Origin of the sequence: Streptomyces sp. NPDC056061, from assembly GCF_042266885.1 — a bacterium.
Taxonomy (GTDB): Bacteria; Actinomycetota; Actinomycetes; order Streptomycetales; family Streptomycetaceae; genus Streptomyces.
Genome location: NZ_JBHJWQ010000023.1, coordinates 1 through 25,304 on the forward strand (window position 1 = coordinate 1; position 25,304 = coordinate 25,304).

20 protein-coding genes are annotated in these 25,304 nt (G+C 70.8%); 10 read left to right on the top strand and 10 right to left on the bottom strand.

Annotated elements, in window-relative coordinates; genetic code table 11:
• On the bottom strand, nt 1–1,088 hold a 1,088-nt coding region (locus ACFC79_RS27265; protein ID WP_376245047.1), incomplete at its 3' end, for a cbb3-type cytochrome c oxidase subunit I.
• Nucleotides 1,085–2,047 carry a cytochrome c oxidase subunit II gene (coxB, locus tag ACFC79_RS27270; RefSeq protein WP_376245050.1) on the bottom strand — a complete coding sequence of 321 codons (963 nt, stop codon included), beginning with the start codon at nt 2,045–2,047 and terminating at the stop codon, nt 1,085–1,087. The genes coxB and ACFC79_RS27265, both read right to left, overlap by 4 nt.
• 335 nt (nt 2,048–2,382) lie before the next feature.
• On the opposite strand from coxB, the gene ACFC79_RS27275 reads away from it, so the two are divergent.
• Nucleotides 2,383–3,792 carry a cysteine desulfurase/sulfurtransferase TusA family protein gene (locus ACFC79_RS27275; protein WP_376245053.1) on the top strand — a complete coding sequence of 470 codons (1,410 nt, stop codon included), beginning with the start codon at nt 2,383–2,385 and terminating at the stop codon, nt 3,790–3,792.
• A 13-nt stretch (nt 3,793–3,805) separates the two neighbouring features.
• On the opposite strand, the gene ACFC79_RS27280 is transcribed toward ACFC79_RS27275, so the two are convergent.
• Nucleotides 3,806–4,780, bottom strand: coding sequence for a carbohydrate kinase family protein (locus tag ACFC79_RS27280; protein ID WP_376245056.1), 975 nt, complete (start codon nt 4,778–4,780; stop codon nt 3,806–3,808).
• Nucleotides 4,781–4,940: 160 nt separating this feature from the next.
• Here ACFC79_RS27280 and ACFC79_RS27285 point away from each other — a divergent pair, with 160 nt between their 5' ends.
• A complete protein-coding gene (locus ACFC79_RS27285; protein WP_376245059.1) occupies nt 4,941–5,153 on the top strand; it encodes a hypothetical protein in 213 nt (70 codons plus the stop codon).
• Between the two features lie 209 nt (nt 5,154–5,362).
• Complete coding sequence (locus ACFC79_RS27290; RefSeq protein WP_376245062.1) at nt 5,363–6,844, top strand: hypothetical protein; 1,482 nt, start codon at nt 5,363–5,365, stop codon at nt 6,842–6,844.
• Between the two features lie 114 nt (nt 6,845–6,958).
• Here the strand turns inward: ACFC79_RS27290 and erpA are convergent, their stop codons facing one another.
• Nucleotides 6,959–7,315: an iron-sulfur cluster insertion protein ErpA gene (gene erpA / locus ACFC79_RS27295; RefSeq protein ID WP_335931768.1), complete on the bottom strand. Its 357-nt coding sequence runs from the start codon at nt 7,313–7,315 to the stop codon at nt 6,959–6,961.
• A 224-nt stretch (nt 7,316–7,539) separates the two neighbouring features.
• Between erpA and nadA the strand changes: the two genes are divergently transcribed.
• The 3 genes from nadA to ACFC79_RS27310 all read left to right on the top strand — a co-directional run bounded on the left by nadA (nt 7,540) and on the right by ACFC79_RS27310 (nt 15,418).
• Nucleotides 7,540–8,748: a quinolinate synthase NadA gene (gene nadA, locus ACFC79_RS27300; protein ID WP_376245066.1), complete on the top strand. Its 1,209-nt coding sequence runs from the start codon at nt 7,540–7,542 to the stop codon at nt 8,746–8,748.
• Nucleotides 8,749–8,946: 198 nt separating this feature from the next.
• Entirely contained in the window at nt 8,947–10,356 is a 1,410-nt protein-coding gene (locus ACFC79_RS27305) for a hypothetical protein (protein WP_376245069.1), read from the top strand.
• A gap of 16 nt (nt 10,357–10,372) precedes the next feature.
• Nucleotides 10,373–15,418, top strand: coding sequence for a tetratricopeptide repeat protein (locus ACFC79_RS27310; protein ID WP_376245371.1), 5,046 nt, complete (start codon nt 10,373–10,375; stop codon nt 15,416–15,418).
• Nucleotides 15,419–15,435: 17 nt separating this feature from the next.
• Here ACFC79_RS27310 and ACFC79_RS27315 read toward each other — a convergent pair whose 3' ends face one another.
• The gene (locus ACFC79_RS27315) at nt 15,436–15,744 is read right to left on the bottom strand and encodes a hypothetical protein (protein WP_376245073.1); all 309 of its coding nucleotides are present in this window, start codon (nt 15,742–15,744) and stop codon (nt 15,436–15,438) included.
• Nucleotides 15,745–15,893: 149 nt separating this feature from the next.
• Here ACFC79_RS27315 and ACFC79_RS27320 point away from each other — a divergent pair, with 149 nt between their 5' ends.
• Together ACFC79_RS27320 and ACFC79_RS27325 are read left to right on the top strand one after the other, a co-directional pair.
• Entirely contained in the window at nt 15,894–16,721 is an 828-nt protein-coding gene (locus ACFC79_RS27320; RefSeq protein ID WP_376245076.1) for a Scr1 family TA system antitoxin-like transcriptional regulator, read from the top strand.
• A complete protein-coding gene (locus tag ACFC79_RS27325) occupies nt 16,718–16,912 on the top strand; it encodes a DUF397 domain-containing protein (RefSeq protein WP_376245079.1) in 195 nt (64 codons plus the stop codon). Before ACFC79_RS27320 ends, ACFC79_RS27325 begins: the two co-directional genes overlap by 4 nt.
• A 103-nt stretch (nt 16,913–17,015) precedes the next feature.
• Here the strand turns inward: ACFC79_RS27325 and ACFC79_RS27330 are convergent, their stop codons facing one another.
• The 5 genes from ACFC79_RS27330 to ACFC79_RS27350 form a co-directional block, all read right to left on the bottom strand.
• Nucleotides 17,016–20,171 carry an efflux RND transporter permease subunit gene (locus ACFC79_RS27330; protein ID WP_376245082.1) on the bottom strand — a complete coding sequence of 1,052 codons (3,156 nt, stop codon included), beginning with the start codon at nt 20,169–20,171 and terminating at the stop codon, nt 17,016–17,018.
• Between the two features lie 166 nt (nt 20,172–20,337).
• Nucleotides 20,338–21,033: a response regulator gene (locus ACFC79_RS27335; protein WP_376245084.1), complete on the bottom strand. Its 696-nt coding sequence runs from the start codon at nt 21,031–21,033 to the stop codon at nt 20,338–20,340.
• Nucleotides 21,030–22,286, bottom strand: coding sequence for a sensor histidine kinase (locus ACFC79_RS27340; RefSeq protein ID WP_376245087.1), 1,257 nt, complete (start codon nt 22,284–22,286; stop codon nt 21,030–21,032). Before ACFC79_RS27340 ends, ACFC79_RS27335 begins: the two co-directional genes overlap by 4 nt.
• Before the next feature lie 183 nt (nt 22,287–22,469).
• Complete coding sequence (locus tag ACFC79_RS27345; RefSeq protein ID WP_376245090.1) at nt 22,470–22,748, bottom strand: hypothetical protein; 279 nt, start codon at nt 22,746–22,748, stop codon at nt 22,470–22,472.
• A gap of 9 nt (nt 22,749–22,757) precedes the next feature.
• Complete coding sequence (locus tag ACFC79_RS27350; RefSeq protein WP_376245093.1) at nt 22,758–23,537, bottom strand: PspA/IM30 family protein; 780 nt, start codon at nt 23,535–23,537, stop codon at nt 22,758–22,760.
• Nucleotides 23,538–23,832: 295 nt separating this feature from the next.
• On the opposite strand from ACFC79_RS27350, the gene ACFC79_RS27355 reads away from it, so the two are divergent.
• Nucleotides 23,833–24,432, top strand: a complete 600-nt coding sequence (locus tag ACFC79_RS27355; protein ID WP_376245096.1) for a DUF3043 domain-containing protein — start codon at nt 23,833–23,835, stop codon at nt 24,430–24,432.
• Nucleotides 24,433–24,527: 95 nt separating this feature from the next.
• Nucleotides 24,528–25,280 carry a class I SAM-dependent methyltransferase gene (locus ACFC79_RS27360; protein WP_376245374.1) on the top strand — a complete coding sequence of 251 codons (753 nt, stop codon included), beginning with the start codon at nt 24,528–24,530 and terminating at the stop codon, nt 25,278–25,280.
• Nucleotides 25,281–25,304: the final 24 nt, after the last annotated feature.

The window sequence follows — 25,304 nt, forward strand, 5'->3', positions numbered from 1 at the left end:
ATCGGGGTCTCGAAGGACAACGACCCCTTCCACATCGTGCCGATCCAGTTGAAGAACTTCACCCCGGTCGGTACCGCGATGAGGAACGTCATGAAGGAGAAGAACGGCAGCAGTACCCCACCGGTGACATACATGTGGTGGGCCCACACGGTCACGGAAAGACCCGCGATGGCGATGGTGGCGCTGATCAGACCGATGTAGCCGAACATCGGCTTCCGGCTGAAGACCGGAATGATCTCGGAAATGATTCCGAAGAATGGCAGGGCGATGATGTACACCTCTGGATGGCCGAAGAACCAGAAGAGGTGTTGCCAGAGCAATGCCCCGCCATTTGCTGCATCAAATACATGCGCACCGAATTTGCGGTCCACCTCCAGGGCGAAGAGCGCGGCGGCGAGAACCGGGAAGGCCAGCAGGACCAGCACGCCGGTCAGCAGGACGTTCCAGGTGAAGATCGGCATGCGGAACATCGTCATGCCGGGTGCGCGCATGCAGATGATCGTGGTGATGAAGTTGACCGAACCGAGGATCGTGCCGAATCCGGAGAAGACAAGACCCATGATCCACATGTCGGCGCCGACGCCCGGCGAACGGACCGCGTCCGAGAGCGGGGAGTAGGCGAACCAGCCGAAGTCGGCAGCACCCTGCGGGGTGAGGAAGCCGGCCACCGCGATCAGCGAGCCGAAGAGGTACAGCCAGTACGCGAACATGTTCAGCCGCGGGAACGCCACGTCGGGCGCGCCGATCTGCAACGGCATGATCCAGTTCGCGAACCCGGCGAACAGCGGCGTCGCGAACATCAGCAGCATGATCGTGCCGTGCATCGTGAACGCCTGGTTGAACTGCTCGTTCGACATGATCTGCGTGCCGGGACGGGCCAGCTCGGCGCGCATGAAGAGCGCCATCAGACCGCCGATGCAGAAGAACGCGAACGACGTGACCAGGTACATCGTGCCGATCGTCTTGTGGTCAGTGGTGGTCAGCCACTTGACGACGATGTTTCCCGGCTGCTTCCGCCGGACCGGCAGCTCGTCCTCGTACGAGTCGTCTGCTGCCGCGGCACCCTGAGGTTCGTTGAGGATGCTCACAGTTTGTTCGTCTCCGCATTCCTGGCCGGGTCAGTCTGCGCGATGCCGGCCGGCACGTAGCCCGTCTGGCCCTTCTTCGCCAGCTCCTTGAGGTGCGCCTGGTAGCGCTCCGGGGAGACGACCTTGACGTTGAAGAGCATCCGGGAGTGGTCGACGCCGCAGAGCTCGGCGCACTTGCCCATGAACGTGCCCTCGTGGTTGGGGGTCACCTCGAAGGCGTTGGTGTGGCCCGGAATGACGTCCTGCTTCATGAGGAACGGCACCACCCAGAAGGAGTGGATGACGTCACGCGAAGTCAGGACGAAGCGGACCGTCTCACCCTTCGGCAGCCACAGGGTCGGGCCCGGGTTGCCGTTCTGCGGGTTCCGAGTGCCCGGGATGCCGTAGTCGTAGACGCCCTTCGCATCCTTGGGGAAGTCCTTGCGGAACCGGTCCGGGATGGAGGCGAGTTCCTTGGACTCCTCGATGCTCGCGGCGTTGGAGCCCTCCACGTTCTCGATGTAGTTGAAGGCCCAGCTCCACTGGTAGCCGACCACGTTGATGGTGTGGTCGGGCTTCTCGGAGAGCGTGAGGAGCTTCGATTCATCGCGCGCGGTGAAGTAGAACAGCACCGAGACGATGATCAGGGGGACGACGGTGTACAACGCCTCGATGGGCATGTTGTACCTGGTCTGGGTGGGAACCTCGACCTTGGTGCGGCTGCGCCGGTGGAAGATGACGCTCCACAGGATCAGGCCCCAGACCAGCACGCCCGTGGTGAGCGCTGCCGCCCACGAGCCCTGCCAGAGGGAAAGGATCCGTGGTGCCTCTTCCGTTACCGGCGTTGGCATACCGAGGCGGGGGAAGTCCTTGTATGTGCAACCGGTCGCGGTTGCCAGGACCAGGCCCGCAGTCAGCACCTGCGGCAGCTTCCGCCGCATCGGGCGCCGCGACGAGCGGTCGGAGCCGTTGGGACTCACGTAGCGCCTTCCCGAGAGTCTCGCCCGCGCGGTCGGCGCGGCCGTCTTTCTGGTCGGTCGCCGCCCTGACGCGGGCAGGGGTTTGGATGTTTATGCGGACCAAACCCTACTGGACGCTATTTGAGGTCGCGCGGGGAGGGTGCCCAACGCGCCGCCCGACTCCCCGAAGGGGTGGAACACGGGCTCGCGGGCGCCATCTGACGCCTTCTCTCCTCGCCCGACGGGGGCCCTCGCGCCGGGGCGCGGGCCGGGCCCGCGCCGTGACCGGCGATCGTCGCCGGGGAGGGGCGCCGCCCGGCACGCACACCCACCGGGAGGGGCATTAGCGTGGCCGTGTGCCCTACCTCGATGCCGCCTCCTCCGCCCCCCTGCACCCCGTCGCCCGCCAGGCGCTGCTCGCCGCACTGGACGAGGGCTGGGCCGATCCGGCCCGGCCGTACCGCGAGGGGCGGCGGGCGCGACTGCTGCTGGACTCGGCCCGGCAGGCCGCCGCCGAGGCCGTCGGGTGTCGCCCGGACGAGCTGATCTTCACTCCTTCGGGGACGCTGGCGGTGCATTCCGGGATCTCCGGGGCCCTCGCGGGACGTCGGCGTGTCGGGCGTCATCTTGTCGTCTCCGCGGTCGAACACTCGTCGGTGCTCCACGCGGCCGCCGCCCATGAGGCGGAGGGCGGGGAGATCACCGAGGTGGCGGTGGACCGTTCGGGCGCGGTGGACGCGTCGGCGTACGCGCGGGCGCTGCGCGAGGACACCGCGCTCGCCTGTCTGCAGTCCGCCAACCACGAGGTCGGCACCGAGCAGCCGGTGGACCAAGTCGCCGAGGCGTGCCGGGCGGCGGGGGTGCCGCTGCTGGTGGACGCGGCGCAGTCGCTGCCCTGGGGGCCGGTGCCGGAGAACTGGTCGCTGCTCACCGCCTCCGCGCACAAGTGGGGCGGGCCGCCCGGGGTGGGGCTGCTGGCGGTGCGCAAGGGGGTCCGGTTCGCGGTCCGCGGGGCGGTCGACGAGCGCGAGTCGGGGCGGGCCCCGGGGTTCGAGAACATTCCCGCGATCGTGGCCGCGGCGGCGTCGCTGCGGGCCGTACGGGCCGGGGCGGCCGCGGAGGCGGCCCGGCTGCGGGCCCTGGTGGAGCGGATCAGGGCCCGGGTTCCGGAGCTCGTGCCCGATGTGGAGGTGGTCGGCGATCCGGTGCGGCGGCTGCCGCATCTGGTGACCTTCTCCTGTCTCTATGTCGACGGGGAGACACTTCTGCACGCACTGGACCGGGCGGGGTTCTCCGTGTCGTCCGGCTCGTCCTGCACCAGCAGCACGTTGACGCCGAGCCATGTGCTGCGGGCGATGGGGGTGCTGTCGGAGGGGAACGTGCGGGTGTCGCTGCCCGTCGGCACCACGGAGGAGGACGTCGACCGTTTCCTGGAGGTGCTGCCCCGGGTGGTGTCGGAGGCACGGGAGACGCTGGGGGTGCAGAAGGTACGGGAGCGGCCGGAGGCGCCCGTCGCCCCGTCGTCCTCCCCCGCCGCGTCCGCCTCCCTGGTGGTCGACGCGCTCGGGAAGCGATGCCCGATCCCGGTGATCGAACTGGCGAAGGTGATCGGCGACGTACCGCTGGGCGGGACGGTGACGGTGCTCTCCGACGACGAGGCGGCGCGCCTGGACATCCCGGCGTGGTGCGCGATGCGCGAGCAGGAGTACGTGGGCGAGGAGCCGGCGGACCGCGGCTCGGCCCATGTGGTCCGCCGGCTGACCTGATCTCCCGCGGGGATCAGCCCAGGTGCGTGCGGACCTCGGCGGCGGCGTCGTGGCCGTACGCCTTGGTGAAGCGGTCCATGAAGTGGGCGCGGCGCAGGGTGTACTCCTGGGTGCCGACGGTCTCGATGACCAGGGTGGCGAGCATGCAGCCGACCTGGGCGGCACGCTCCAGACCGACGCCCCAGGCGAGGCCGGAGAGGAAACCGGCCCGGAAGGCGTCGCCGACGCCGGTCGGGTCGACCTTGCTCTCCTCCTCCGGGCAGCCGACCTCGATCGACTCCTGGCCCGCCTGCTCGATCCGGACGCCGCGGGCGCCCAGCGTGGTGACGCGGTGGCCGACCTTGGCGAGGATCTCCTCGTCGGTCCAGCCGGTCTTGGACTCGATGAGCCCCTTCTCGTACTCGTTGGAGAAGAGGTACGTGGCACCGTCGAGGAGGATGCGGATCTCCTCGCCGTCCATGCGGGCGATCTGCTGCGAGAAGTCCGCGGCGAACGGGATCCCGCGGGAGCGGCACTCCTCGGTGTGGCGCAGCATGCCCTCGGGGTCGTCGGCGCCGATCGAGACGAGGTCGAGGCCGCCCACGCGGTCGGCGACGGCCTTCAGCTCGATCAGCCGGGCTTCGCTCATGGCCCCGGTGTAGAAGGAGCCGATCTGGTTGTGGTCCGCGTCCGTGGTGCAGACGAACCGGGCGGTGTGCAGGACCTCGGAGATCCGGACCGAACCGGTGTCGACGCCGTGGCGGTCGAGCCAGGCGCGGTACTCGTCGAAGTCGGCGCCCGCCGCGCCGACCAGGATCGGTCCGGTGCCCAGTACACCCATCCCGAAGCAGATGTTGGCGGCGACACCGCCCCGGCGCACGTCGAGGTTGTCGACCAGGAAGGAGAGCGAGACCGTGTGCAGCTGGTCCGCGACCAGCTGGTCGGCGAAACGGCCGGGGAAGGTCATGAGGTGGTCGGTGGCGATGGAGCCGGTGACTGCGATTCGCACGGGGAGACTGCTCCTGCGGAGATCGGGGGGAACGGGTGACGGTGTTCCCGGGGCGGCGTGACAGTTCACGCTACCCGTTGTCGTCAGCCGCCCTGAAGACGGGAAAACTACCCAATAGTAGGGCTTTCTTCCCGAGACGTGTGATGCCTACGGTGCGGTTATGTCGAACCACATCGCCATGCGCGAGACCGCCACGGACGAGACCGAGATCAGCCTGGCCGAGCTGCGCGGCGACTGCGCGCGCATGACCCCGCGCTGGGCGGCGCACGCCAAGTCCGCCGCCGCCCCGGTCACCCCGTCCAGGATCCACGGGGTGACCGTTCCGGCCGCCTCCGCCCGGCTGGTGGACACCATGTCCGACTACGGCGACTGAGCGCCGTCCGTCGGCGACCCCGATCCGGTCGCCGCCGGACGTCCCGGAGCCGTGCTCCCGGAGGGGTCGCGCCACCCGACCGGGGGAACCCGCCACCACCGAGGGAACCGCGCGCGCCCGTGCCCCGTCCCACCGTTGCCCCGATCGCGGGGCGCACGACGGACCGGGTGACGGTCCGTGATGGCAACGCAGGTGAAGGAGCGGATCCGGTGAGCACCGAGCGACCCGACAACGATGTGACCGGCCCCCGGCGGCGTTCACGACTCACCGTGGCCTCGGTGGCGGCGGCGGTGCTGCTGGCCGGGGGCGGTGGCGCGTACTGGGCGGCGACCGCCGCGGACAACGACGGCGGCAGCGGTACGGCGGGCGGCGGGTCCTCCGCCACCCCTCCCCCGCTGGCCCTGGACGACCGGGCCGACGGTCCGGCCTCGCCGCCGGACGGGCCCCCGCAGGGCATCGCGATCGGCGAGCCCGATCCGCACGGCGGCCGGGTGGTCTACCGGGTGTCCGGGACGCTCCCCCAGGGGCCGGGCCGGGCCGAGGTGTACCGGGCGGAGGGTGCGGTCACGGCGGCCGAGGTGACCCGGCTGGCGAAGGCGCTGGGCCTGGCGGGCGCGCCGCGGGCCGTGGGCACGTCCTGGACGGTGGGCTCGGACAAGGACGGATCGGGGCCGGTCCTGCGGGTGGAGAAGCAGGCCCCCGGCACCTGGTCCTTCGCCCGGTACGGCTCCGGGGGCACGGACAACTGCACGGGCACGTCGACCTGTTCGAGCGGGAAGATCGCTCCGGGCGACAGCGGCTCGCCGGTGGACGAGAGCACGGCCAGGGCCGCCGCGACCCCGGTCCTGAAGGCGGCGGGCCAGGACGACGCCGCACTCGACGCCCGCCAACTCATGGGCTCGGCCCGGGTGGTGAACGCCGACCCGCGGGTGGGCGGACTGCCCACGTACGGCTGGTCGACCGGGATCCAGGTGGGTCCGGATGGTGAAGTGGTCGGCGGGAGCGGTCAGTTGAAGCCTCTGAAGAAGGGGGCCGGCTATCCGGTGATCAGCGCGGGCGAGGCGCTGAAGCAGCTGAACGGGTCGTCGTCCCGGGCGGGCGGACGCACGGACATCGGCGGGTGCGCCGATCCCGTGCCGCTGGAGGACGGCCGGACCTCGCCGAAGGTCCGTTGCGGCACACGGACCGGGGCGGAGCGGGCGACCACGACCGTGACGATCGACAAGGCGGTCTTCGGGCTGTCGGCACAGTACGTGGCGGGCGAGCGGACGCTCGTCCCGTCCTGGCTGTTCTCCGTGCGACCGGCCGCGGGCGGCACCGGCGCCACGGTGACGCAGGTCGCCGTCGATCCCGCGTACCTGACGAAGGACGCCCCGGCGACCCCCGAGGCCCCGGCCGGGACGGGCGACGGCGGTGACGGGACAGGGGCCTCGCGGCAGGTCCTGTCGTACGGCGCCGACGGACGGAACCTGTCGGTGACGTTCTGGGGCGGGGCGTGCAGCACGTACACGGCGAGCGCGGCCGAGGACGGGAAGACGGTACGGGTGACGGTGGCGGAGTCGAAGCAGGAGGGGAAGAAGGTCTGCGTCCTGCTCGCCAAGGAACTGACCCGGACGGTGACGCTGGACGCGCCGCTCGGTGACCGCACGGTGGTCGACGCGGCTTCGGGCAAGCTCGTGCCCCGCGCCTGAGCTGGACACCCGCGTCCGCGCGCGGACACGACAGAGGCGGTGACCCCGGGTTCCGGGGCGACCGCCTCTGTCGTATTCCGCCGCCGTCGCGGCCGGGAACTTCTCCCTCGTGGCTCAGCTGAAGGAGTCGCCGCAGGCGCAGGAACCCGTGGCGTTCGGGTTGTCGATCGTGAAGCCCTGCTTCTCGATGGTGTCGACGAAGTCGATGGAGGCGCCGCCGAGGTAGGGAGCACTCATCCGGTCGGTGACGACCTTGACGCCGTCGAACTCCTTGACGACGTCGCCGTCGAGCGAACGCTCGTCGAAGAAGAGCTGGTAGCGCAGGCCCGAGCAGCCGCCGGGCTGGACGGCGACGCGCAGCGCCAGGTCGTCACGGCCTTCCTGCTCCAGCAGGCTCTTGACCTTCGCGGCGGCGGCGTCGGACAGGAGGATGCCGTCGCTCACGGTGGTGGTGTCGTCCGATACGGACATCTGCTTCTCTCCCGAGGTTGTACGGAGACTGCTTGCCGACGTTGCAACCGTCCGGACCGCGGATTCATTCCGGGCCGCGCGCTTGCCTGTTCCCTTCATGCTCGCACACGGGCCGTGCCGGGGGATGCGTCACATCGACGCTATGGCAGTCGTCAAAGTGACGCAAAGCAGATATGATAGATAGCGTCAATTAGACGAAAAGGCACCTCCGCAGAGAAGAAAGGGTGCGTGACGTGACCACGGCCCACCCCGTCCAGGATCTCGACGTCCAGCCGACGCCCCTCGCGCTGCTCCTGCTCGGCCGCGAGGCCGACCCGAGGAGCGAGCGCGGTGTCGAGTGCCCCGGCGACCTGCCCTCCCCGTCCGACCCGGACCTGGTGGAGCGTGCCCGCGCGGCCAAGGAGAAGCTCGGGGACAAGGTCTTCGTCCTCGGCCACCACTACCAGCGCGACGAGGTCATCCAGTTCGCCGACGTCACGGGCGACTCCTTCAAGCTCGCCCGGGACGCGGCCGCGCGCCCGGAGGCGGAGTACATCGTCTTCTGCGGTGTGCACTTCATGGCCGAGTCCGCGGACATCCTGACCACGGACGACCAGAAGGTCGTGCTGCCGGACCTGGCGGCGGGCTGCTCCATGGCCGACATGGCCACCGCCGAGCAGGTCGCCGAGTGCTGGGACGTGCTGGCCGAGGCCGGGATCGCCGAGCAGGTCGTGCCCGTCTCGTACATGAACTCCTCGGCCGACATCAAGGCCTTCACCGGGCGGCACGGCGGCACGATCTGCACGTCCTCCAACGCGAAGCGGGCGCTGGAGTGGGCGTTCGAGCAGCGGGAGTCCGGGACGGCCAAGGTCCTCTTCCTGCCCGACCAGCACCTGGGCCGGAACACCGTGGTCCGGGACATGGGGATGTCCCTGGAGGACTGCGTCGTCTACAACCCGCACAAGCCGAACGGCGGTCTGACCGCCGAGGAGCTGCGGAACGCGAAGATGATCCTGTGGCGCGGGCACTGCTCGGTGCACGGCCGCTTCACGGTGGAGTCGGTCGAGGACGTGCGCGAGCGGATACCGGGCGTGAACGTGCTGGTGCACCCGGAGTGCAAGCACGAGGTCGTGGCCGCGGCGGACTACGTCGGCTCGACCGAGTACATCATCAAGGCCCTGGAGGCGGCCCCGGCCGGCTCGAAGTGGGCGATCGGCACCGAGCTGAACCTGGTGCGCCGCCTGGCGAACCGGTTCGCGGCCGAGGACAAGGAGATCGTCTTCCTCGACAAGACGGTCTGCTTCTGCTCGACGATGAACCGCATCGACCTGCCGCACCTGGTGTGGGCCCTGGAGTCGCTGGCCGAGGGCAACCTGGTCAACCGGATCGAGGTCGACCCGGAGACCGAGAAGTACGCGAAGCTGGCGCTGGAGCGGATGCTGGCGCTGCCGTAGCGGGTACTGCTCACGGCCCGGCTACGAGGCCCGGTCCACCGTCGGACGGTCGGTGGACCGGGCCTTCCGCTCGTAAATACGGGTGCGGAACGCCCCGAGCTGCCCGGTTTCCCCCATACGGCACTCGAACAGCCCCCTTCGTCATTACGCTGCCTTATCCATGGCAGCAAGCGCACATTCACGGGGGTACGGCGCCACATGACGTCTCGCAGCCGGGTCCACGACATGGTGGTCGTCGTCCCGGGCATTCTCGGCAGTCGGCTTGCGGACGCGGACGGGCACGAGGTCTGGGGCCTCTCGGGCCCTGCCCTCCTCCGCGGGATCCGTACGTTCGGCCGGACCGTCACGGGCCTGGCGCTGCCCCCGGACCTGGGCGACGGACACCCCGGCGACGGTGTGCGCCCGCTCGGTCCGATGCGCGACCTGCACGGGCTGCTGGGCATCGGGACGCTCGTGGACGGCTACGACGGCTTCCTGACGTGGCTGGAGAACAACTTCACCCTCCGGCGTCGGCGCGAGGAGGACGAACCGGACGCCCCCGCCAATCTGGTCGACTTCGCCTACGACTGGCGATTGTCCTGCCGCTACAACGCGGACGGGCTGGCCGAGCGGGTGGACGAGGAGCTCGGCCGCTGGCGGGCCTCGGCACCGGAGCGGGCGGAGGCCCGGGTGGTCTTCATCTGCCACTCCATGGGCGGCCTGGTCGCCCGCCAGTACGTGGAGCGGTGCGGCGGCGCGGAGGTGACGCGCCGTGTGATCACGCTCGGGACCCCTTACCGGGGCTCCCTGGATGCCCTCCTCCACCTGGTCAACGGGGTGGGCCCGGCCAGGACCGGCCTCGCCTCGTTCGCCCGCAGCCTTCCGTCGCTCCACCAGCTCGTCCCCGACTACGCCGCGCTGATCACCGCACCGGGCGAGCCGCTGCGATACGCCCGCGAGGTGACCGGCCTGCCCGGGACCGACGCGGCACTGATCGAGGACGCCGCCCATTTCCACGAGGCGCTGCGGGAGTCCGGGGCGGGGGCGGCGTACGGAGTGGAGTACGTACCGATCAGCGGGGTGCTCCAGCCGACCCCGACCACCGCCGAGGTCCGGGGCGAGAAGCTGGCCGGACTGCTCACGATCGACGGGACCGACGAGGGCGGCGACGGCCGCGTGCCCAGGCTCTCCAGCGCCCATGTGGGGGCGGCGGGACGACCCGCGCTCACGCCCTGGGAAAAGCACGGCTCGCTCCAGAACAACACGGCGCTGCGCCAGAACCTCTACAACTGGCTCACCCCGGACCTGCCGGTGCACCGGGGCCCGGAGGTTGCGGACATCCCGCTGGTGGTGGACGCCCCGGACGCGATCGACGAGGGCGAGGTGTACGAGCTGCGGGCCGCGGTCCCGCCGGACATACGGGGCCACGACCGGGTGGCCGTCTTCGCGGCGGCCGAGGGCGGACCGGTGCGGACGCTGAACAACCTGGGCGGAGGCCATTACGTGGCACGCCTGGCCGGGCTGTCGGCGGGGCCGCACCGGGTGCGGGTGAGTACGGGGAACGCGGGCCATGTCGTGATGACCGCGCTGGTGCTGGTGCTGGAGGGCGGGGCGGACGATGGTGAGTGAGGCGGGCGTGGCGGGCATGACAGGCGACAACGAACGCGAGCCGGTGGCGACGGCGTTGTGCGTGGTGTGCGAGGAGTATGCCGACCGGCGGAGCTTTCCCCGGCTGACCGGGGCAGTGGCCCAGATGGAGGAGATCGCCGGACTGCTGGAGGGCCTGGGGATCGCGGCGCACGTGGCGGGCGGCGGGAACCCGTCCTGGACGGCCTTCGACGAAGCCCTCACCGCCTGGAGCGAGGGCTGGCAGAAAACGGGGGCCGCGCGGCCCGCGATCATCGTCTGGTCGGGGCACGGTGTGCTGATCGACGACGAACTGCGCCTCGCGCTCTGCGACCTGGATCTCGACGTGGAGCAGGTGATTCGTGACGCACGCGCCAGCAAGCGGGGCGTCTCGGCCGAGACACTGGTCGATGACGCGGTGGCCTCGGGCGCCGACCAGATCCTGGTGATCATCGACACCTGCCACGCGGGGGACGCGGTGGGCCGGGGCCTGGAGAGGGCTCTGCGGCGTTGGGAGGCCACCTCCACGCCTCCTGGCCAGGCCAAATGGTTCGGGATCATGGCGAGTTGTCGGCGCAACGAGACGTCGGACGGCGGCGGCCCCCTGCTCACCGCATTGGCGGAGGTACTGAGGGCCGGCCCTGCCACCACTGAGTACCGCTCCGCGTGGAGCGCCCACAACGCGCTCGTCAGCGGCCCGGACCTGCTGGCCGCGCTGGGCGAGCGATGGCGCGGCGAGGGGCAGACACCGGTGCCCGCCACGCTCGGCACCGGGCGGCCGGTCTTCCCGAACCCGTGCCATGTGCCCGGGGCACCCGCCCGGCTGGTGGAGCACCTGGTGCTCGCGGCGCGCGGGGTCGGGTACCGCGAGGAGGGCTGGTTCTTCACAGGCCGGAAGGAGGTGCTGGGCCGGATCACCGCATGGCTGGAGGCGGACGAGGCCGGGCTCTTCCTGGTGACCGGCCCGGCGGGCTGCGGCAAGTCGGCAGTGCTGGGCCGGATCGCGACGCTCACCGATCCCGTGCAGCGGAAGGAGACCGAGGCGCACGGGGGCCTGCGCGAGGACGACCCGGACCCGGGCCTCCGCCGCGACCGCTCCTCCCTCGCCTCCGTGCATCTGCGGGGCCTGAGCCCTCTCCAGGCGGCCTCGGAGCTGGCCCGGCAGCTCGGGCTTCCGGAGCCCCGCAACGCGGACGACTTCCGGGGCGAACTCCGCGAGTTGTCCCCGCGGCCGGTGCTGGTGCTGGACGGCCTGGACGAGGTGCCCGCCGAGCACCTCCGCGCCATGATCGAGGAGCTGGTCTTCCCGCTCAGCCGGACGGTCCCGGTCCTGCTCGGCTCCCGCGAGCGCGCGTTCCGCAGCCGTATCGAGGAGGACGGACGGGGGAACGAGACCCTGCCCGACGCCCTGGCCCGGCTGATCGGCGCGGGTGTCACCACCGCGGACCTGGAGCGGGAGCCGCACACGCAGGAGGACATCGGTGCGTACGTGTTCCGCCGGTGCGCGGCGGCCGGTGTCCCCGAGGACCATGCGCGGGAGGCGGGCGAGGCAGTCGCCTCGCTTGCCACGGGCGTGGGGGGCGGGTTCCTGTTCGCGCGGCTGGTGGCGGGCTCACTGCTGGCGGGGAGCCGTGGCGCCGAGGACGACCGGTGGCTGACCGGACTGCCGGGCTCCATCGAGGCCGCTTTCGAGGAGGACCTGCGGGCGGGGCCGGTACGGCTCCGGGTGGACGGCACCGAACTGCCGTCCGCTGCGCGGGATCTGCTGACCGCCCTGGCGTGGACGGTCGGGCGCGGCATGCCCGCCGGGGGCGTGTGGGAGGAGGTGGCCGGAGCGCTGGGCGGCGGTGACGTGTCATACGACGAGAGCGACGTGGACTGGGTGCTGTCCGCCTACGGCCGCTACATCGTCGAGGACGTGGAAGACGGGCAGGCGGTGTTCCGGCTGTACCACCGCGAGTTCGTGTCGTATCTCGCGGGGCGGGAGGGGCCGGCGCGCGCGAGGGCGGATGAGGTGGTGTTGGGAGCGCTGATCTCGCACGTGGAGGGACGGGCGCCGAGCGAGGACTCGCGGGCGGTCGATCCGTACGTGGTGCGGGGGCTGGCGCTGCACGCGGCGCGGGCGGGTGAGCCGGGAATCGGGATGCTGCGGGGGCTGGTGGAGCGGGGCGGGGCGGGCGCGGCGCTGTTTCTGGCCGAGGCGTTGCATCGCTTCTCCGAGCGGCTCGGGGCGGAAGGGGATCTGGACGGTGCGCTGGCCCGCGCGCGGGAGGCGCTCGCCCTGCAAAAGGCACTGGAGCGCGCCTCTCCGGGGTCCTGTACGACGGCGGTGGTACGCACGCTCGTCAACGTCGCCAACCGATACGCCGCCGTCGGCGACCATGAGGGAGCGCTGACGCCGGCGCGCGAAGCAGTCATGCTCCAGCGGAGCCTTGCCGACGCGGGAGGAAGCGCGTCCCTCCCCGGCCTGGCTCTCGCCCTCGGCACTCTCGGCCCGCGCCTCCACGCCATCGGCGACCACGAGGGGGCGCTCACACTCAATCGGGACGCCGTCGGCGTCTACCGACAGCTCGCCGCACGAAAGCCGGAGGCGTTCCGTCCCGGCCTCGCCGCCGCGTTGACCAACCTGGCGGTGAGCCTCGCAGCCGTTGGGGAACGCCGGGCCGCTGTGCCACCCGCACAGGAGGCCGTGGAGATCCACACCGAGCTGGCCGCGTCACACCCCGACGAGTTCCTGGTTGGCCTCGCCGCCGCCCTGACCATTCTGGCCAGCAGCCTCAGGGCCACCGGGAGCCACGCGGAAGCCCTTCCTCACGCGGAGCGAGCGGTCCAGGTCAACAGGAAGGTGGCCGAACGTCACCCCACCGTCCTGCGGTCCGCCCTGGCCGGCTCCCTGACCAATCTGTCCGTGCACCGCGAGGACGTCGGTGACGTCGCAGGGTGCCTCGCGCCCGCACGGGAGGCCGTGGAGATCTGCCGGGAACTCGTCGCACGTCATCCGGCCGCCTTCCAGGAGCAGTTGGCGGGCGCCCTCCACAACCTGGCGGACCGGATCTCCGATACCGGGGACCACGCGGGCGCGCTCGCTCCGGCGCGGGAGGCAGCGCGCATGTACGCCGGGCTCGCTTCGCGGCACCCGGACGTCTTTCAGCCGGATCTCGCCCGGTCCCTGACCTCCTTGGCCAATAAGACGGCCGCCGCGGGAGACCGGGCAGCAGCGGTACTGTTCGCACGGGAGGCCGTGCGCATCCAGCGCGAACTGACCGCGGACCGGCCGACAGCGTCCCTCCCCGGCCTGGCCTCGATGCTCAACGACCTCGCCACGCACCTCGTCTCCGCAAGTGAGCCTGCGACAGCCCTGCTCCACTCCGAGGAAGCGGCCGATGTCTACCGGCGCCTGGCCGCCGAGGATCCGAACGCCTTTCTCCCCGAGTTCGCGACAGTCCTCAGCAACCTCGGCAACCATCGCGCGGCCCTGGGTGATGTTTCGGGGGCGCTCGCAGCAGGTCGGGAAGCCGTCTCCATCCGCCGCGTGCTCGCCGCACAGCAGCCCGCCGTCTTCCGGCAGGACCTGGCCACGGCACTCACCAACCTGGCCGCTCACCTGAACAAGGCGGGAGATCCGGCGTCAGGACTGCGAGCAGCGGAGGAAGCTGTCGTTCTCCATCGTGAAATCGTCGAACGTCAGCCCGACTTCCGCGTCGCTCTCGCAGGCGCACTCGGCGCGCTGGCACAGAACCTCGCCGATACCGGCAGCCGGAAGGAAGCCCTGGCGCCGGCCCGGGAGGGCGTCCGTCTCCTGCGCGGACTCGTCGAAGAACTGGGCAGCACCTACCTCCCTCATCTGGCTCTTGCCCTGCGGAATCTCAGCAAGCACCTGGGACGGAACCAGGACTCCGAAGGAGCCGTGGGCACGGCAGAGGAAGCGGTCACCGCCTACCGGACGCTGGCGCTAGCAGATCCCGGGACCTTCGAAAACGCCCTGGTCTCCGCTCTCGCCAACCTGGCACGGGCACTCGTCCGCACCGACGACCGCGTGTCGGCGATCCGGGCATTCGACGAGGTCGTGGCGGAGTTCGCTTCCGCCCACCCTGCAACCGCCCGGCGTCTCCGTGTCGAGCGGAATGTCTTCCTGCTGGACGGTCCCGATCCCCAGGCCTCGGCCGGCGTACGCGGGCTCGTGTCCTTTCTCGCCGGTGGCTCCGCGCCGGACGACAGCGGCACGGACCCCGTGACCGTACGGGCCCGGCGGGCGCTTCGCGCCCACAGCGACGCCGAGGCCGTACGCGCCGCGTGGGAAGAAGAGACCTTCGCCCCCGCACCGGCCTGGCTCACCCTGCCGCCGGAGACTGTGAACCTCGTCAGTTCCTGGATGTTCGCACCCAACTGGCCCCAGTCACGCGATGTCTGGTCCCGGAACGCCGAGGTGCTCAGCAGCGAGGAGACAGCCACAGCCCTCGACGAGTTGGCGCTCCTGGACCCACACACCGCACAGCGGCACGCCGCGCTCCGCGAGGCCGTCCTCGCCCACGGCGTGACCGCCGCGTACGATCCGCTGATCCTCGCGGAGCAGGTGGCGGAGTGGGTGGACTGCGCCGACTGGGCGGAGTCACGGGCCTTCCTCCAGGACCACCCGCGCATCCTCCGGGCCCAGCCGTCCGAGGACACCCCGCTCGCGCACGTCGCCGTCCTCGATGTCGCCGGCACCGAAGGACTGGACGCCGCGTACCGCCTCGTCGAGGACCGCAATGCCCTCCAGGCGTACGTGGAAAGGGCGTTGGCGGCCGGGGACGGCAACGCGCTGCTGCACGCGGCGGCCATCGAGGGCCAGGTCTTCGACGACAGGCTGTCCTCCCTCGCCCACGCCCAGGCGGGCATGGTGCTCTCGGGAGTCGTCGAGGGCATCGAGCCGGACGAGCTTGCCACGCTCCTCCCCCGCGCACCCGAGACGACCCGTGCCCGGCTACTGAAGGAGATCACCGCCCTCAGCGTCCGGCACGCCCATCCACACGGCGAGACGTGGCTCCGGATCGTCCAGGCTCTCAGCGGAAACGGGACCGCCTGACGCCCGCCGCCCCGCTGTCAGCCGGCGTTCTCGCCGCTCTCCAACCGCCCGCCCCGGCTCTCCGCGATCCGCAGGGTGTCCCCCAGCGACTCGGCGAGCCGGGTGCCCGCGAACCGTAGCTCCTGCTCCCCCACCACGGTCTCCGTCAACAGCGCCCGGGCCTGCTCCAGTACGTACTCGGCCGAGGCGATCATGTCGGCCTCCAGTTCGTCGGCCATCCGGGAGATGCGGCTGTCCGGGTTCGCCGTACTCAGCCAGCACGGGCCGCCGCGCTCGTTGGTCCACGGGAGCAGTCGCAGGGCCCGGCCCTGTCCGTCGGACATCATGTCGGTCGCTACCTCCGGAGCAGGCCCTCTGGTGCGTCGCACGAGAGGACGGTTACGGTGTGTGCCGCAATCGTCGCCCTGGGGAACCTCGCCCCAACAGGGCGCCGCTGTCCCGGCCTTGGGAACGGGACACACGAAAGGCACGCACCGTGACGTTCAAGCCCCAGCCGCTCACCCCATATCTGTCCGCCCGCCACTACTTCGGCTCCGAACAGCGCCGCCATCGCGAGCGGGCGGGCCTGTCGCTCGTGCAGCTCGCGGGCGTCGTGAACTCCAGCAAGAGCACGCTGGCCCGGATCGAGACGGCCGACCTGATGCCGCCGCCGGACATTCCCAGCCGACTGGACATGGCCTTCGGGACGGATGACCACTTCCACGGGCTGTACGAGCTCGCCCGGCGCGAGATCCACCCCGACCAGTACCAGCGGTACATGGACTTCGAGTTCCGGTCCGAGGTGATAGAGCAGTACGGCGCGCAGGCGCTGCCGGGTCTGTTGCAGACCGAGGAGTACGCGCGCACGTTTCTCCGTTGCCAGGAGGACCTGAGTGCCGAAAAGGTCGAGGAACGCGTCGCCGCGCGCATGTCGCGGCAGGAGCGGCAGCGTTCGGAGAACCCGCCGTTCCGGTGGGCGATCGTCGACGAGGCCGTGCTGCGACGGCAGATGGGCAGTCCGGTCTGCATGCGTGAGCAACTGGCTTCGCTGCTGGAGCAGGTGGATACTCCGAACAGTAAAGTTCAGGTGATGCCGTTCAGTGCGGGACTCCACTCGCTGCTGGGTGGCGCGCTGACTCTGCTGACCCTGCCCGACGGCACTTCGGTGGCGTACGAGGAGGGCATCCAGGCCGGTCATCTCTACGAGGATCCGGCCGCGGTGAAGAAGTGGCGGCGGCAGTACGAGGTACTGCGTGCCAACTCCCTCCCTCTGGCCGAGTCGGCGGAACTGATCCGGACCGCGATGGAGGGCTACCGACCATGACCCACTCCCCCGAGCTGAGCAACGCCCACTGGCGCCGCAGCAGCTACAGCAATTCCAACGGGGGCGAATGCGTCGAGATCAGCGACGACTTCCCCGGCGTCGTCCCCGTACGCGACAGCAAGAACCCCGCCGGTCCCGCACTCGTCGTCCAGGCCGCGGCCTGGGGCGCGTTCGTCTCCTCGCTCAAGTAGTAGCGGCGCTCAAGCAAGTAGCAGCACTCAAGCAGCAAGCGAAAACCCGAGGGGCCTGTCCCACACGCGCGTGTGGGACAGGCCCCTCGTCATGCCGGTCAGGTCAGGCCTTCACGGGCTCCGGCTCCTCGGAAGGGGTCTGCGCAGACTCTGCCGGGGCCGGCACGCCGGCCTTCTTGGCGCGCTTGGCCGCCTTCTTCGCCGCGCGGCGCTCCTTGCGGAGTTCGACCATCGCGTAGAGCGTCGGCACCAGGAGCAGCGTCAGCAGGGTCGACGTGATCAGGCCGCCGATGACCACCACCGCGAGCGGCTGCGAGATGAAGCCGCCCTCGCCGGTGACGCCGAGCGCCATCGGGAGCAGGGCGAAGATCGTCGCGAGTGCCGTCATCAGGATCGGGCGGAGTCGGTGACGGCCGCCCTCGACGACCGCTTCGACGACGCCCATGCCCTGGGCCCGGTACTGGTTGATCAGGTCGATCAGCACGATCGCGTTGGTGACCACGATGCCGATCAGCATCAGCATGCCGATCATCGCCGGGACGCCCATCGGGGTGCCGGTGAGGACGAGCAGGCCGATCGCGCCGGTGGCCGCGAACGGGATGGAGACCAGCAGGATCAGCGGCTGGACGAGGGACCGGAAGGTCGCCACCAGCAGCATGAAGACGATCGCGATCGCGGCCAGCATGGCGAGGCCGAGCTTCAGGAACGCGTCGTCCTGGTCCTCGGAGACGCCGCCGATGCTGGCGGTGGCTCCGTCCGGGAGCTTCAGTGCGTTGATCTTCGTCTGGAGCGTGGCGCTGATCGCTCCGGTGTTGTCACCGACCGGGCGGGCGGTGATGGTCGCGGCGCGCTGGCCGTCGATCCGGGTCATCGAGACCGGTCCGGGGACCAGTTCGACGTCCGCGATCTGGCCGAGCTCGACCGGGCCGAGGGGGAGCTTCTTCAGCTCAGCCATGGTGGTGGCCGGGTGGGCGGACCTGATGACGATGTCGCGCTCGGTGTCGCCCATGGTCGCCTTGCCGGCCGGGATGCCGTGCACCGCTCCGGCGACGACCGCGCCCAGCGTGGCCTGGTCGAAACCGGCGTCGGCCGTCTTGTCGTTGGCCTTGACGGAGATGCGCGGGACACTCTGCGCGAGGTCGCTCTGGACGTCGGTGACGTCCTTGATCTTGGCGACCTCGGCCCGTACCTGCTCGGATGCCTTCTTCAGCACGTCCGCGTCGGCGGCCTTGACGACGACGCCGAGGTCCTGGCCGCCGAAGCCGCCGTCGGCGGAGATGGTGGTGTCGCCGATGCCGTCGAGCTTGCCGAACTCCGCTTCGAGGCGCTTCTGCACCGCCTCGGCATCGCCGGCATCCCTCAGGGTGATCTGGTACGAGGCCTGGTTGGAGCCCGTGCCGCCGCCGAAGGCCGCCATGAAGCCGGAGGAACCGACGGTGACCTGGTAGTCCTTGATGGCCTTGTCGCCGGTGAGGACCTTCTCGACCTTCTTGGCAGCCTCGTCGGCCGCCGCCAGGCTGGTGCCGGGCTCCAGTTTCTGCTTGATGGAGAGGACTTCCTGCTCGCCCTGGTCGAAGAAGTTGGTCTTCAGCAGCGGGGCCATGCCGAAGGTGCCGAACAGCACCACGAAGGCGATGACGATGCTGGTGATCCGACGCCGGGTGGCGAAACGCAGCACCGGGACGTACAGCCGCTGGAGCCGGCTGCGGGCTTCCTTCTCCTCGGCCCTGCGGCGGGCCTCGTCCGGGTCCTCGACGGTGCCCTTCGGGGCCCGCAGGAACCAGTACGACAGGACGGGCACGACGGTCAGCGAGACCAGCAGGGACGCCAGCAGGGCGGCGGTGACGGTCAGCGAGAACGAGCCGAAGAGTTCGCCGACCATGCCGCCGACGAGTCCGATCGGCAGGAACACGGCGACCGTGGTGAGGGTCGAGGAGGTGACCGCGCCGGCCACTTCCTTCACCGCCGTGATGATGGCCGACTGGCGCTCCTCGCCGTAGCCGAGGTGGCGCTTGATGTTCTCCAGGACCACGATCGAGTCGTCCACGACGCGGCCGATCGCGATCGTCAGCGCGCCGAGGGTGAGCATGTTGAGCGACAGGTCGCGGGTCCAGAGCACGATCAGCGCGAGGACCACGGAGAGCGGGATCGAAACCGCCGTGACCAGGGTGGAGCGCAGCGAGGCGAGGAAGAGCAGGATCACCACGACCGCGAAGACCAGGCCGAGGGCGCCCTCGGTGGTCAGGCCGGAGATCGCCTTGGAGACGGCCGGGCCCTGGTCGGTGACGACGGTCAGCTCGGCGCCGGAGCCGAGGTCCTTGCGCAGGTCGGGGAGCTTGTCCTTGACGGCTTCCGAGATGGCGACGGCGCTGCCGTCCTTGTCCATCGTGGCGACCACGGCGAGGCTCGGACGGCCGTTGGTGCGGGTGATGGAGACCGCGGTGGACGGCGTCTGCTTCACGGTGGCGACGTCACCGAGCCGGACCGGGTCGCCGGACTTGCCGGTGTTCTTGTCCATCGCGACGACCCGCAGGTCCTCGATCTGCTTCAGCGAGGTGAAGGGGCCGCCCACCTGGATGGTGCGGCTCTTGCCCGCCTCGGAGAAGGCGCCGGCGGGCATGGTCGCGCCGCCCGACTTCAGCGCCTCGGAGAGCGACGCGCCGGTCAGACCGGCCGCGGCGAGCTTCTTGTCGTCGGGCGTGACGGAGACCTGGAGGTCCTGCACGCCGTCGACGGAGACCCGGCCGACGCCGTCGATGTCCTCCAGGGCGGGAACGACGGTGCGGTCCAGCTGGTCGGCGAGCGCCTGCTGGTCCTTGTCGGAGGTGACGGCGAGGACGACGGTCGGGATGTCGTCCGTCGAACCGGCCACGACCTGCGGGTCCACGCTGTCGGGAAGCAGGGAGCGGGTGCGGTTCACCGCCTGCTGGATGTCGGCGACGAGCTGCTTGGTGCCCTCGTCCCCGAAGTCGAAGGACGCCATGATGACGGCGTTGCCCTCGCTCGCGGTCGAGGTGATGCCGGTGACGCCGTCGACCGCCTTGATGGAATTCTCCAGCGGCTCGACCACCTGCTTCTCGACCACATCGGGCGACGCGCCCTGGTAGGGGGCGAGCACCGACACCATGGGCAGTTCGATGGTGGGCAGCAGCTGCTGCTTGAGCTGCGGTATCGCGATCGCGCCGAAGACGAGGGCGACGATCGAGATCAGCCCGATCAGGGCCCGTTGCGCGAGGCTGAATCTGGACAGCCAGGACATGGGTGAGGTTTCTCCTCTGTGGCTTGCGCGGCAGATGGGCGGGTAGCGGGGGGACAGACCCTGCCCACGTACACGATCGCCCATCGGAAGAGCCGAAAGCCTCGGTCCCAGGGTCGCTTTCCGGGGCCGCGCATACCGCAGGTGGAGTACATCCCGTCTCCACCCCTCACTCCACCCTGGGGCGCACCAGACCCGATTCGTAGGCGATGACCACCAATTGCGCGCGGTCCCGGGCGCCCAGTTTCGCCATCGCCCTGTTCACATGGGTTTTGACGGTCAGCGGGCTGACGACGAGCCGCTCCGCGATCTCGTCGTTGGAGTGTCCGCCCGCCACCAGGACGAGCACCTCGCGTTCCCGGCCGGTGAGCGCGGCGAGCCGCTCGGAGTACGCGGCGGAGCCCGGACCCCCGGCGTCCGAACTGCCGCCCTGCGCGAGGAAGGTGGCGATCAGTCCCTTGGTCGCGGTCGGGGAGAGCAGGGCCTCGCCGGCCGCCGCGATGCGGATGGCGCTCAGCAGTTCGTCCGGTTCGGCGCCCTTCCCGAGGAAGCCGGACGCCCCGGCCCGCAGCGACTGCACGACGTACTCGTCCACCTCGAAGGTGGTGAGCATCACCACCCGGACGTCCACAAGTTCCGGATCGGCGCTGATCATGCGGGTCGCGGCGAGCCCGTCCGTGCCCGGCATCCGAATGTCCATCAGCACCACGTCCGGGCGGTTCGCGCGGGCCAGTTCCACGGCCTGGCCGCCGTCCGCCGCCTCGCCGACCACTTCCATGTCGGCCTCCGAGTCGACGAGCACCCGGAACGCGCTGCGCAGCAGCGCCTGGTCGTCGACGAGCAGCACCTTGATGGGCGGTGTCATGCGTTCTCCCCCGTCCGGCCCGCCGTGCCCGGCTCCTGGGGCTCTGCCGTCCGGGCCTCGACGGGCAGGATCGCATGCACCCGGAACCCGCCGCCGTAGCGGGGCCCGGCGCTGAGGGTTCCGCCGAGTGCCGTGACGCGTTCCCGCATGCCGAGCAGGCCGTGGCCGCCGCCGTCCGTGTTGTGGCCGCCGCCCGTGCCGTTGTCGATCACGGTGATCTCGGCGGTGACCCCGACCCGTACGACGCTGACCTCGGCCTTCGCGCCGGGCCCGGCGTGCTTGCGCACATTGGTCAACGCCTCCTGGATGACCCGGTACGCGGCGAGGTCGACGGCCGCAGGCAGCGGTGGCCGCCGGTCGGTGCAGGCCACCTCGACGGGGAGCCCGGCCCGCCGCACGGTGTCGACGAGTTCGTCGAGGACCGCGAGCCCGGGGGCCGGTTCGGTCGGCGCCGCCGGGTCGCCGGACTGCCGCAACAGCCCGACCGTGGCCCGGAGTTCGTCGAGCGCGCTGCGGCTCGCCTCCCGGACGTGGGCCAGCGCCTCCTTCGCCTGGTCGGGCCGCCGGTCCATGACGTGGGCGGCCACCCCGGCCTGCACGTTGACCAGCGCGATGTGGTGGGCGACGACGTCGTGCAGGTCGCGTGCGATCCGCAGCCGCTCCTCCGCGACCCGGCGCCGGGCCTCCTCCTCACGGGTCCGCTCGGCGCGCTCGGCCCGCTCCCTTATCGCGTCGACGAAGGCGCGCCGGGAGCGGACGGCGTCCCCCGCCGCACAGGCCAGGCCGGTCCAGGCGAAGACGCCGAAGTTCTCCTGGCTGTACCAGGGAGGCTCACCGAAGCACATGGCCGTCGCCGTCAGCGCGGCGGTGGTCAGCAGGCCCACCCGCCAGGTGGTGGGCCGGTCGGTGCGGGAGGCGACCGTGTACAGGGCGATGACACTGCTCATCACCACGGGTATCGGCGGGTCGCTGATCATCAGCTCGACGATGGTCAGCCCGGCGGTGACGGCAAGCACCGCCATGGGGCTGCGCCGCCGCCAGACGAGCGCCACGGCGCCGAGCACCATCATCAGCACGCTGCTCGGACGGGGATCTCGGGAACCAAGGGCCGCGCCGTCCGGTGCGCCGGGATGCAGGAACGACCCGATGATCATGGCCACGAGCACGGCCAGCGCGAGCGCGGCGTCCAGCGCCAGGCGATGGCCGCGCAGCCAGTGCCGGGCACGCAGAACGCCGGTTCCGAGGGTGGTCACGTCAAGCCACGTTACGGCGTGTCGCGCGAATTCCGTCCGGCCGGTTCGAAGAAGAGGCGTCGCGCGGCGGACCGGGACGCCCCGGTGCCGGACACACCGGGCACTCCGGACACACCCCTGCCCCGGGACCGGCGGGCCGGTCCGGGGCAGGGCATGGTGCGGTGCTGGAGTGCCGGAGGTGCGTCAGCCGGGGATCAGGCCGTCGTCGCGGAGCATCGCGCGCACCTCTTCGAGGGTCGCGTCGGGCGACGGCAGGATCAGTTCGGACGGTTCCAGGGAGTCGTCCGGCAGGGGTGTGCCGAACTCGCGCACGCCGGCCAGGAGCGCGTGGAGGGTGGCACGGAAACCGGGACCGTCACCGCTCTCGATCTCGGCCAGCAGTTCCTCGTCGAGCCTGTCGAGCTCGGCGAGATGGCTGTCGGCCAGGGCGACCTGGCCCTCCCCCATGATCCGTACGATCATGACGTTTCCTCAGTTCTTGTCGAACTTGTGCGGGGACTGGGACGTCTGCTGCTGCGCGGCGTCCTGCGGGCCGCCCTCGATCGCCTGCTGGGCGGGGCCGCCGGCCAGCTCGGCCTTCATGCGCTGGAGCTCCAGCTCGACGTCCGTACCGCCGGAGATCCGGTCCAGCTCGGCGGCGATGTCGTCCTTGGCCGTGCCGCTCGGGTCGTCCAGGGCGCCGGAGGCGAGCAGCTCGTCGATCGCGCCCGCACGGGCCTGGAGCTGCTGGGTCTTGTCCTCGGCCCGCTGGATCGCCAGGCCGACATCGCCCATCTCCTCGGAGATCCCGGAGAACGCCTCGCCGATGCGGGTCTGCGCCTGGGCGGCGGTGTAGGTGGCCTTGATGGTCTCCTTCTTGGTACGGAAGGCATCGACCTTGGCCTGCAGCCGCTGGGCCGCGAGGGTGAGCTTCTCCTCCTCGCCCTGCAGCGTGGAGTGCTGCGTCTCCAGGTCGGTGACCTGCTGCTGGAGGGCGGCACGCCGGGACAGCGCCTCGCGGGCCAGGTCCTCGCGGCCGAGCGCGAGCGCCTTGCGGCCCTGGTCCTCCAGCTTGGCCGACTGCCCCTGCAACTGGTTCAGCTGCAGTTCCAGCCGCTTGCGGGAGGTGGCCACGTCGGCAACACCGCGGCGCACCTTCTGAAGCAGCTCCAGCTGCTTCTGATACGAGTAATCGAGGGTCTCGCGCGGATCCTCGGCCCGGTCAAGGGCCTTGTTTGCCTTCGCGCGGAAGATCATCCCCATACGCTTCATGACACCGCTCATGGGCTTCGCGCGCCCCCTTCTGACGGACTGAGCTCCAGCACTCCAACAGAACCCACAGTACGGGCCCTGCCTCTATTACCGCACTGTTCGAGCACGGATGTGCTCCTCCCCAAGGACGACTGCGTCCGGTCACCGCTCCGGCCCAGGGAGTAGGTGACGGCCCGGGAAACCGGCGCGGCATCCGTGCGGAATCCATGGTGACACCTGCGAGGACGCGCTCCGTTGCCGGATCGTTCCCGACCGGCCTGGGGGCGCGGCGATCGACCCCGTACCCTTGGGCCTTGTGTTCCGTAGCCGTTCGAAGGAAGAGAAGGCGCCCACCGACAAGGTGACGGCCGACCTCTCCAAGCAGCCCCGCGACCCGCAGGCACCCAAGGGTCGCCCCACCCCCAAGCGCAGCGAGGCCCAGTCGCAGCGCCGTCGTGCTTCCAGCGGCACGCCGCTGGACCGCAAGGAGGCCATGAAGCGGCAGCGCGAGGCGCGCCGCGCCGATCTCGCCAGGCAGCGCGAGGCACTCGCCAACGGCGACGAGCGTTATCTGCCGGTCCGCGACAAGGGCCCGGTGCGGCGCTTCGTCCGCGACTACGTGGACTCGCGCTTCTGCGTCGCGGAGTTCTTCCTGCCGATGGCGGTGATCATCCTGGTCCTCAGCGTGATCCAGGTACGGAACATCCAGAACATCTCGCTGTTGCTCTGGCTCTTCGTGATCGTCCTGATCGTCGTCGACTCGATCGGGCTGTCGTTCCGCATGAGGAAGCAACTGAAGGAGCGCTTCCCCAACACCCCCAAGCGCGGCGCTGTCGCCTACGGGCTGATGCGCTCGCTCCAGATGCGTCGGCTTCGGCTGCCGAAGCCGCAGGTCAAGCGTGGAGAAAGGCCCTGAGCAGAGACATCTCCGGCTCGCCCGGCGGCGTGCCCGCCGGCTCCCCGGGCGACATCGTCCCCGTCACCGGTTTCTCGGGGGCGTCCTCGGCATGGCTGAAGGGACTCGGAGGGCTGCGCAACACGGTCCGCCAGGAGCTCGTCGCCCGGCAGCTCGACGAGCAGATCGCGGCCCGTTTCCCGGTCGGCCAGCGGCTGCGCATCCTCGATGTCGGGATGGGGCAGGGCACCCAGGCGCTGCGCCTGGCCCGCGCCGGGCACACCGTGACGGGGCTGGAGTCCGACGCCGAGATGCTGCTGGTGGCCCGTGAGGCGCTCGGCGGCGAGCCGGCGGGCATCCGGGAGCGGGTGCGGCTGATCGAGGGCGACGGCCTGGACACCGGGGTGCACTTCCTGCCGGGCAGCTTCGACGTGGTGCTCTGCCACGGCGTGCTGATGTACATCCGGGAACCGGACGCGCTGCTGGCCGGGCTGGCCCGGATGCTGGCTCCCGGCGGACTGCTCTCGCTGCTCGTGCGGAACGCCGACGCGCTGGTGATGCGGCCCGGCAACGCCGGGGACTGGGAGGCGGCGCTGGACGCCTTCGACACGGACGCGTACACGAACCGGCTCGGCCTCGCGGTCCGGGCCGACCGGCTGGACGCCCTGACCTCCACGCTCGCGGGCATCGCCGCGCCCCTGCACGCCTGGTACGGGGTGCGTGTCTTCACGGACAACGTGAGCAACGACGTGGAGCTGCCGGCCGCCGCCGAACTGGAACGGATGCTGGCCGTGGAGGACCGGGCCGGAAGGACCGACCCGTACCGCCGGGTGGCCGCGCTGCTGCACCTCTGCGGCGTACGGGGCTGACGGCCCCGGCGTTACGGGGTCGCG

Excerpts from the sequence above, each read along its gene's own strand:
- ACFC79_RS27285 (WP_376245059.1), top strand. The coding sequence starts at position 4,941 with ATGTCGAACCACATCGCCATGCGCGAGACCGCCACGGACGAGACCGAG.
- erpA (WP_335931768.1), bottom strand. The coding sequence starts at position 7,315 with ATGTCCGTATCGGACGACACCACCACCGTGAGCGACGGCATCCTCCTG.
- ACFC79_RS27305 (WP_376245069.1), top strand. The coding sequence starts at position 8,947 with ATGACGTCTCGCAGCCGGGTCCACGACATGGTGGTCGTCGTCCCGGGC.
- ACFC79_RS27310 (WP_376245371.1), top strand. The coding sequence starts at position 10,373 with ATGACAGGCGACAACGAACGCGAGCCGGTGGCGACGGCGTTGTGCGTG.
- ACFC79_RS27315 (WP_376245073.1), bottom strand. The coding sequence starts at position 15,744 with ATGATGTCCGACGGACAGGGCCGGGCCCTGCGACTGCTCCCGTGGACC.
- ACFC79_RS27325 (WP_376245079.1), top strand. The coding sequence starts at position 16,718 with ATGACCCACTCCCCCGAGCTGAGCAACGCCCACTGGCGCCGCAGCAGC.
- ACFC79_RS27330 (WP_376245082.1), bottom strand. The coding sequence starts at position 20,171 with ATGTCCTGGCTGTCCAGATTCAGCCTCGCGCAACGGGCCCTGATCGGG.
- ACFC79_RS27335 (WP_376245084.1), bottom strand. The coding sequence starts at position 21,033 with ATGACACCGCCCATCAAGGTGCTGCTCGTCGACGACCAGGCGCTGCTG.
- ACFC79_RS27345 (WP_376245090.1), bottom strand. The coding sequence starts at position 22,748 with ATGATCGTACGGATCATGGGGGAGGGCCAGGTCGCCCTGGCCGACAGC.
- ACFC79_RS27350 (WP_376245093.1), bottom strand. The coding sequence starts at position 23,537 with ATGAAGCGTATGGGGATGATCTTCCGCGCGAAGGCAAACAAGGCCCTT.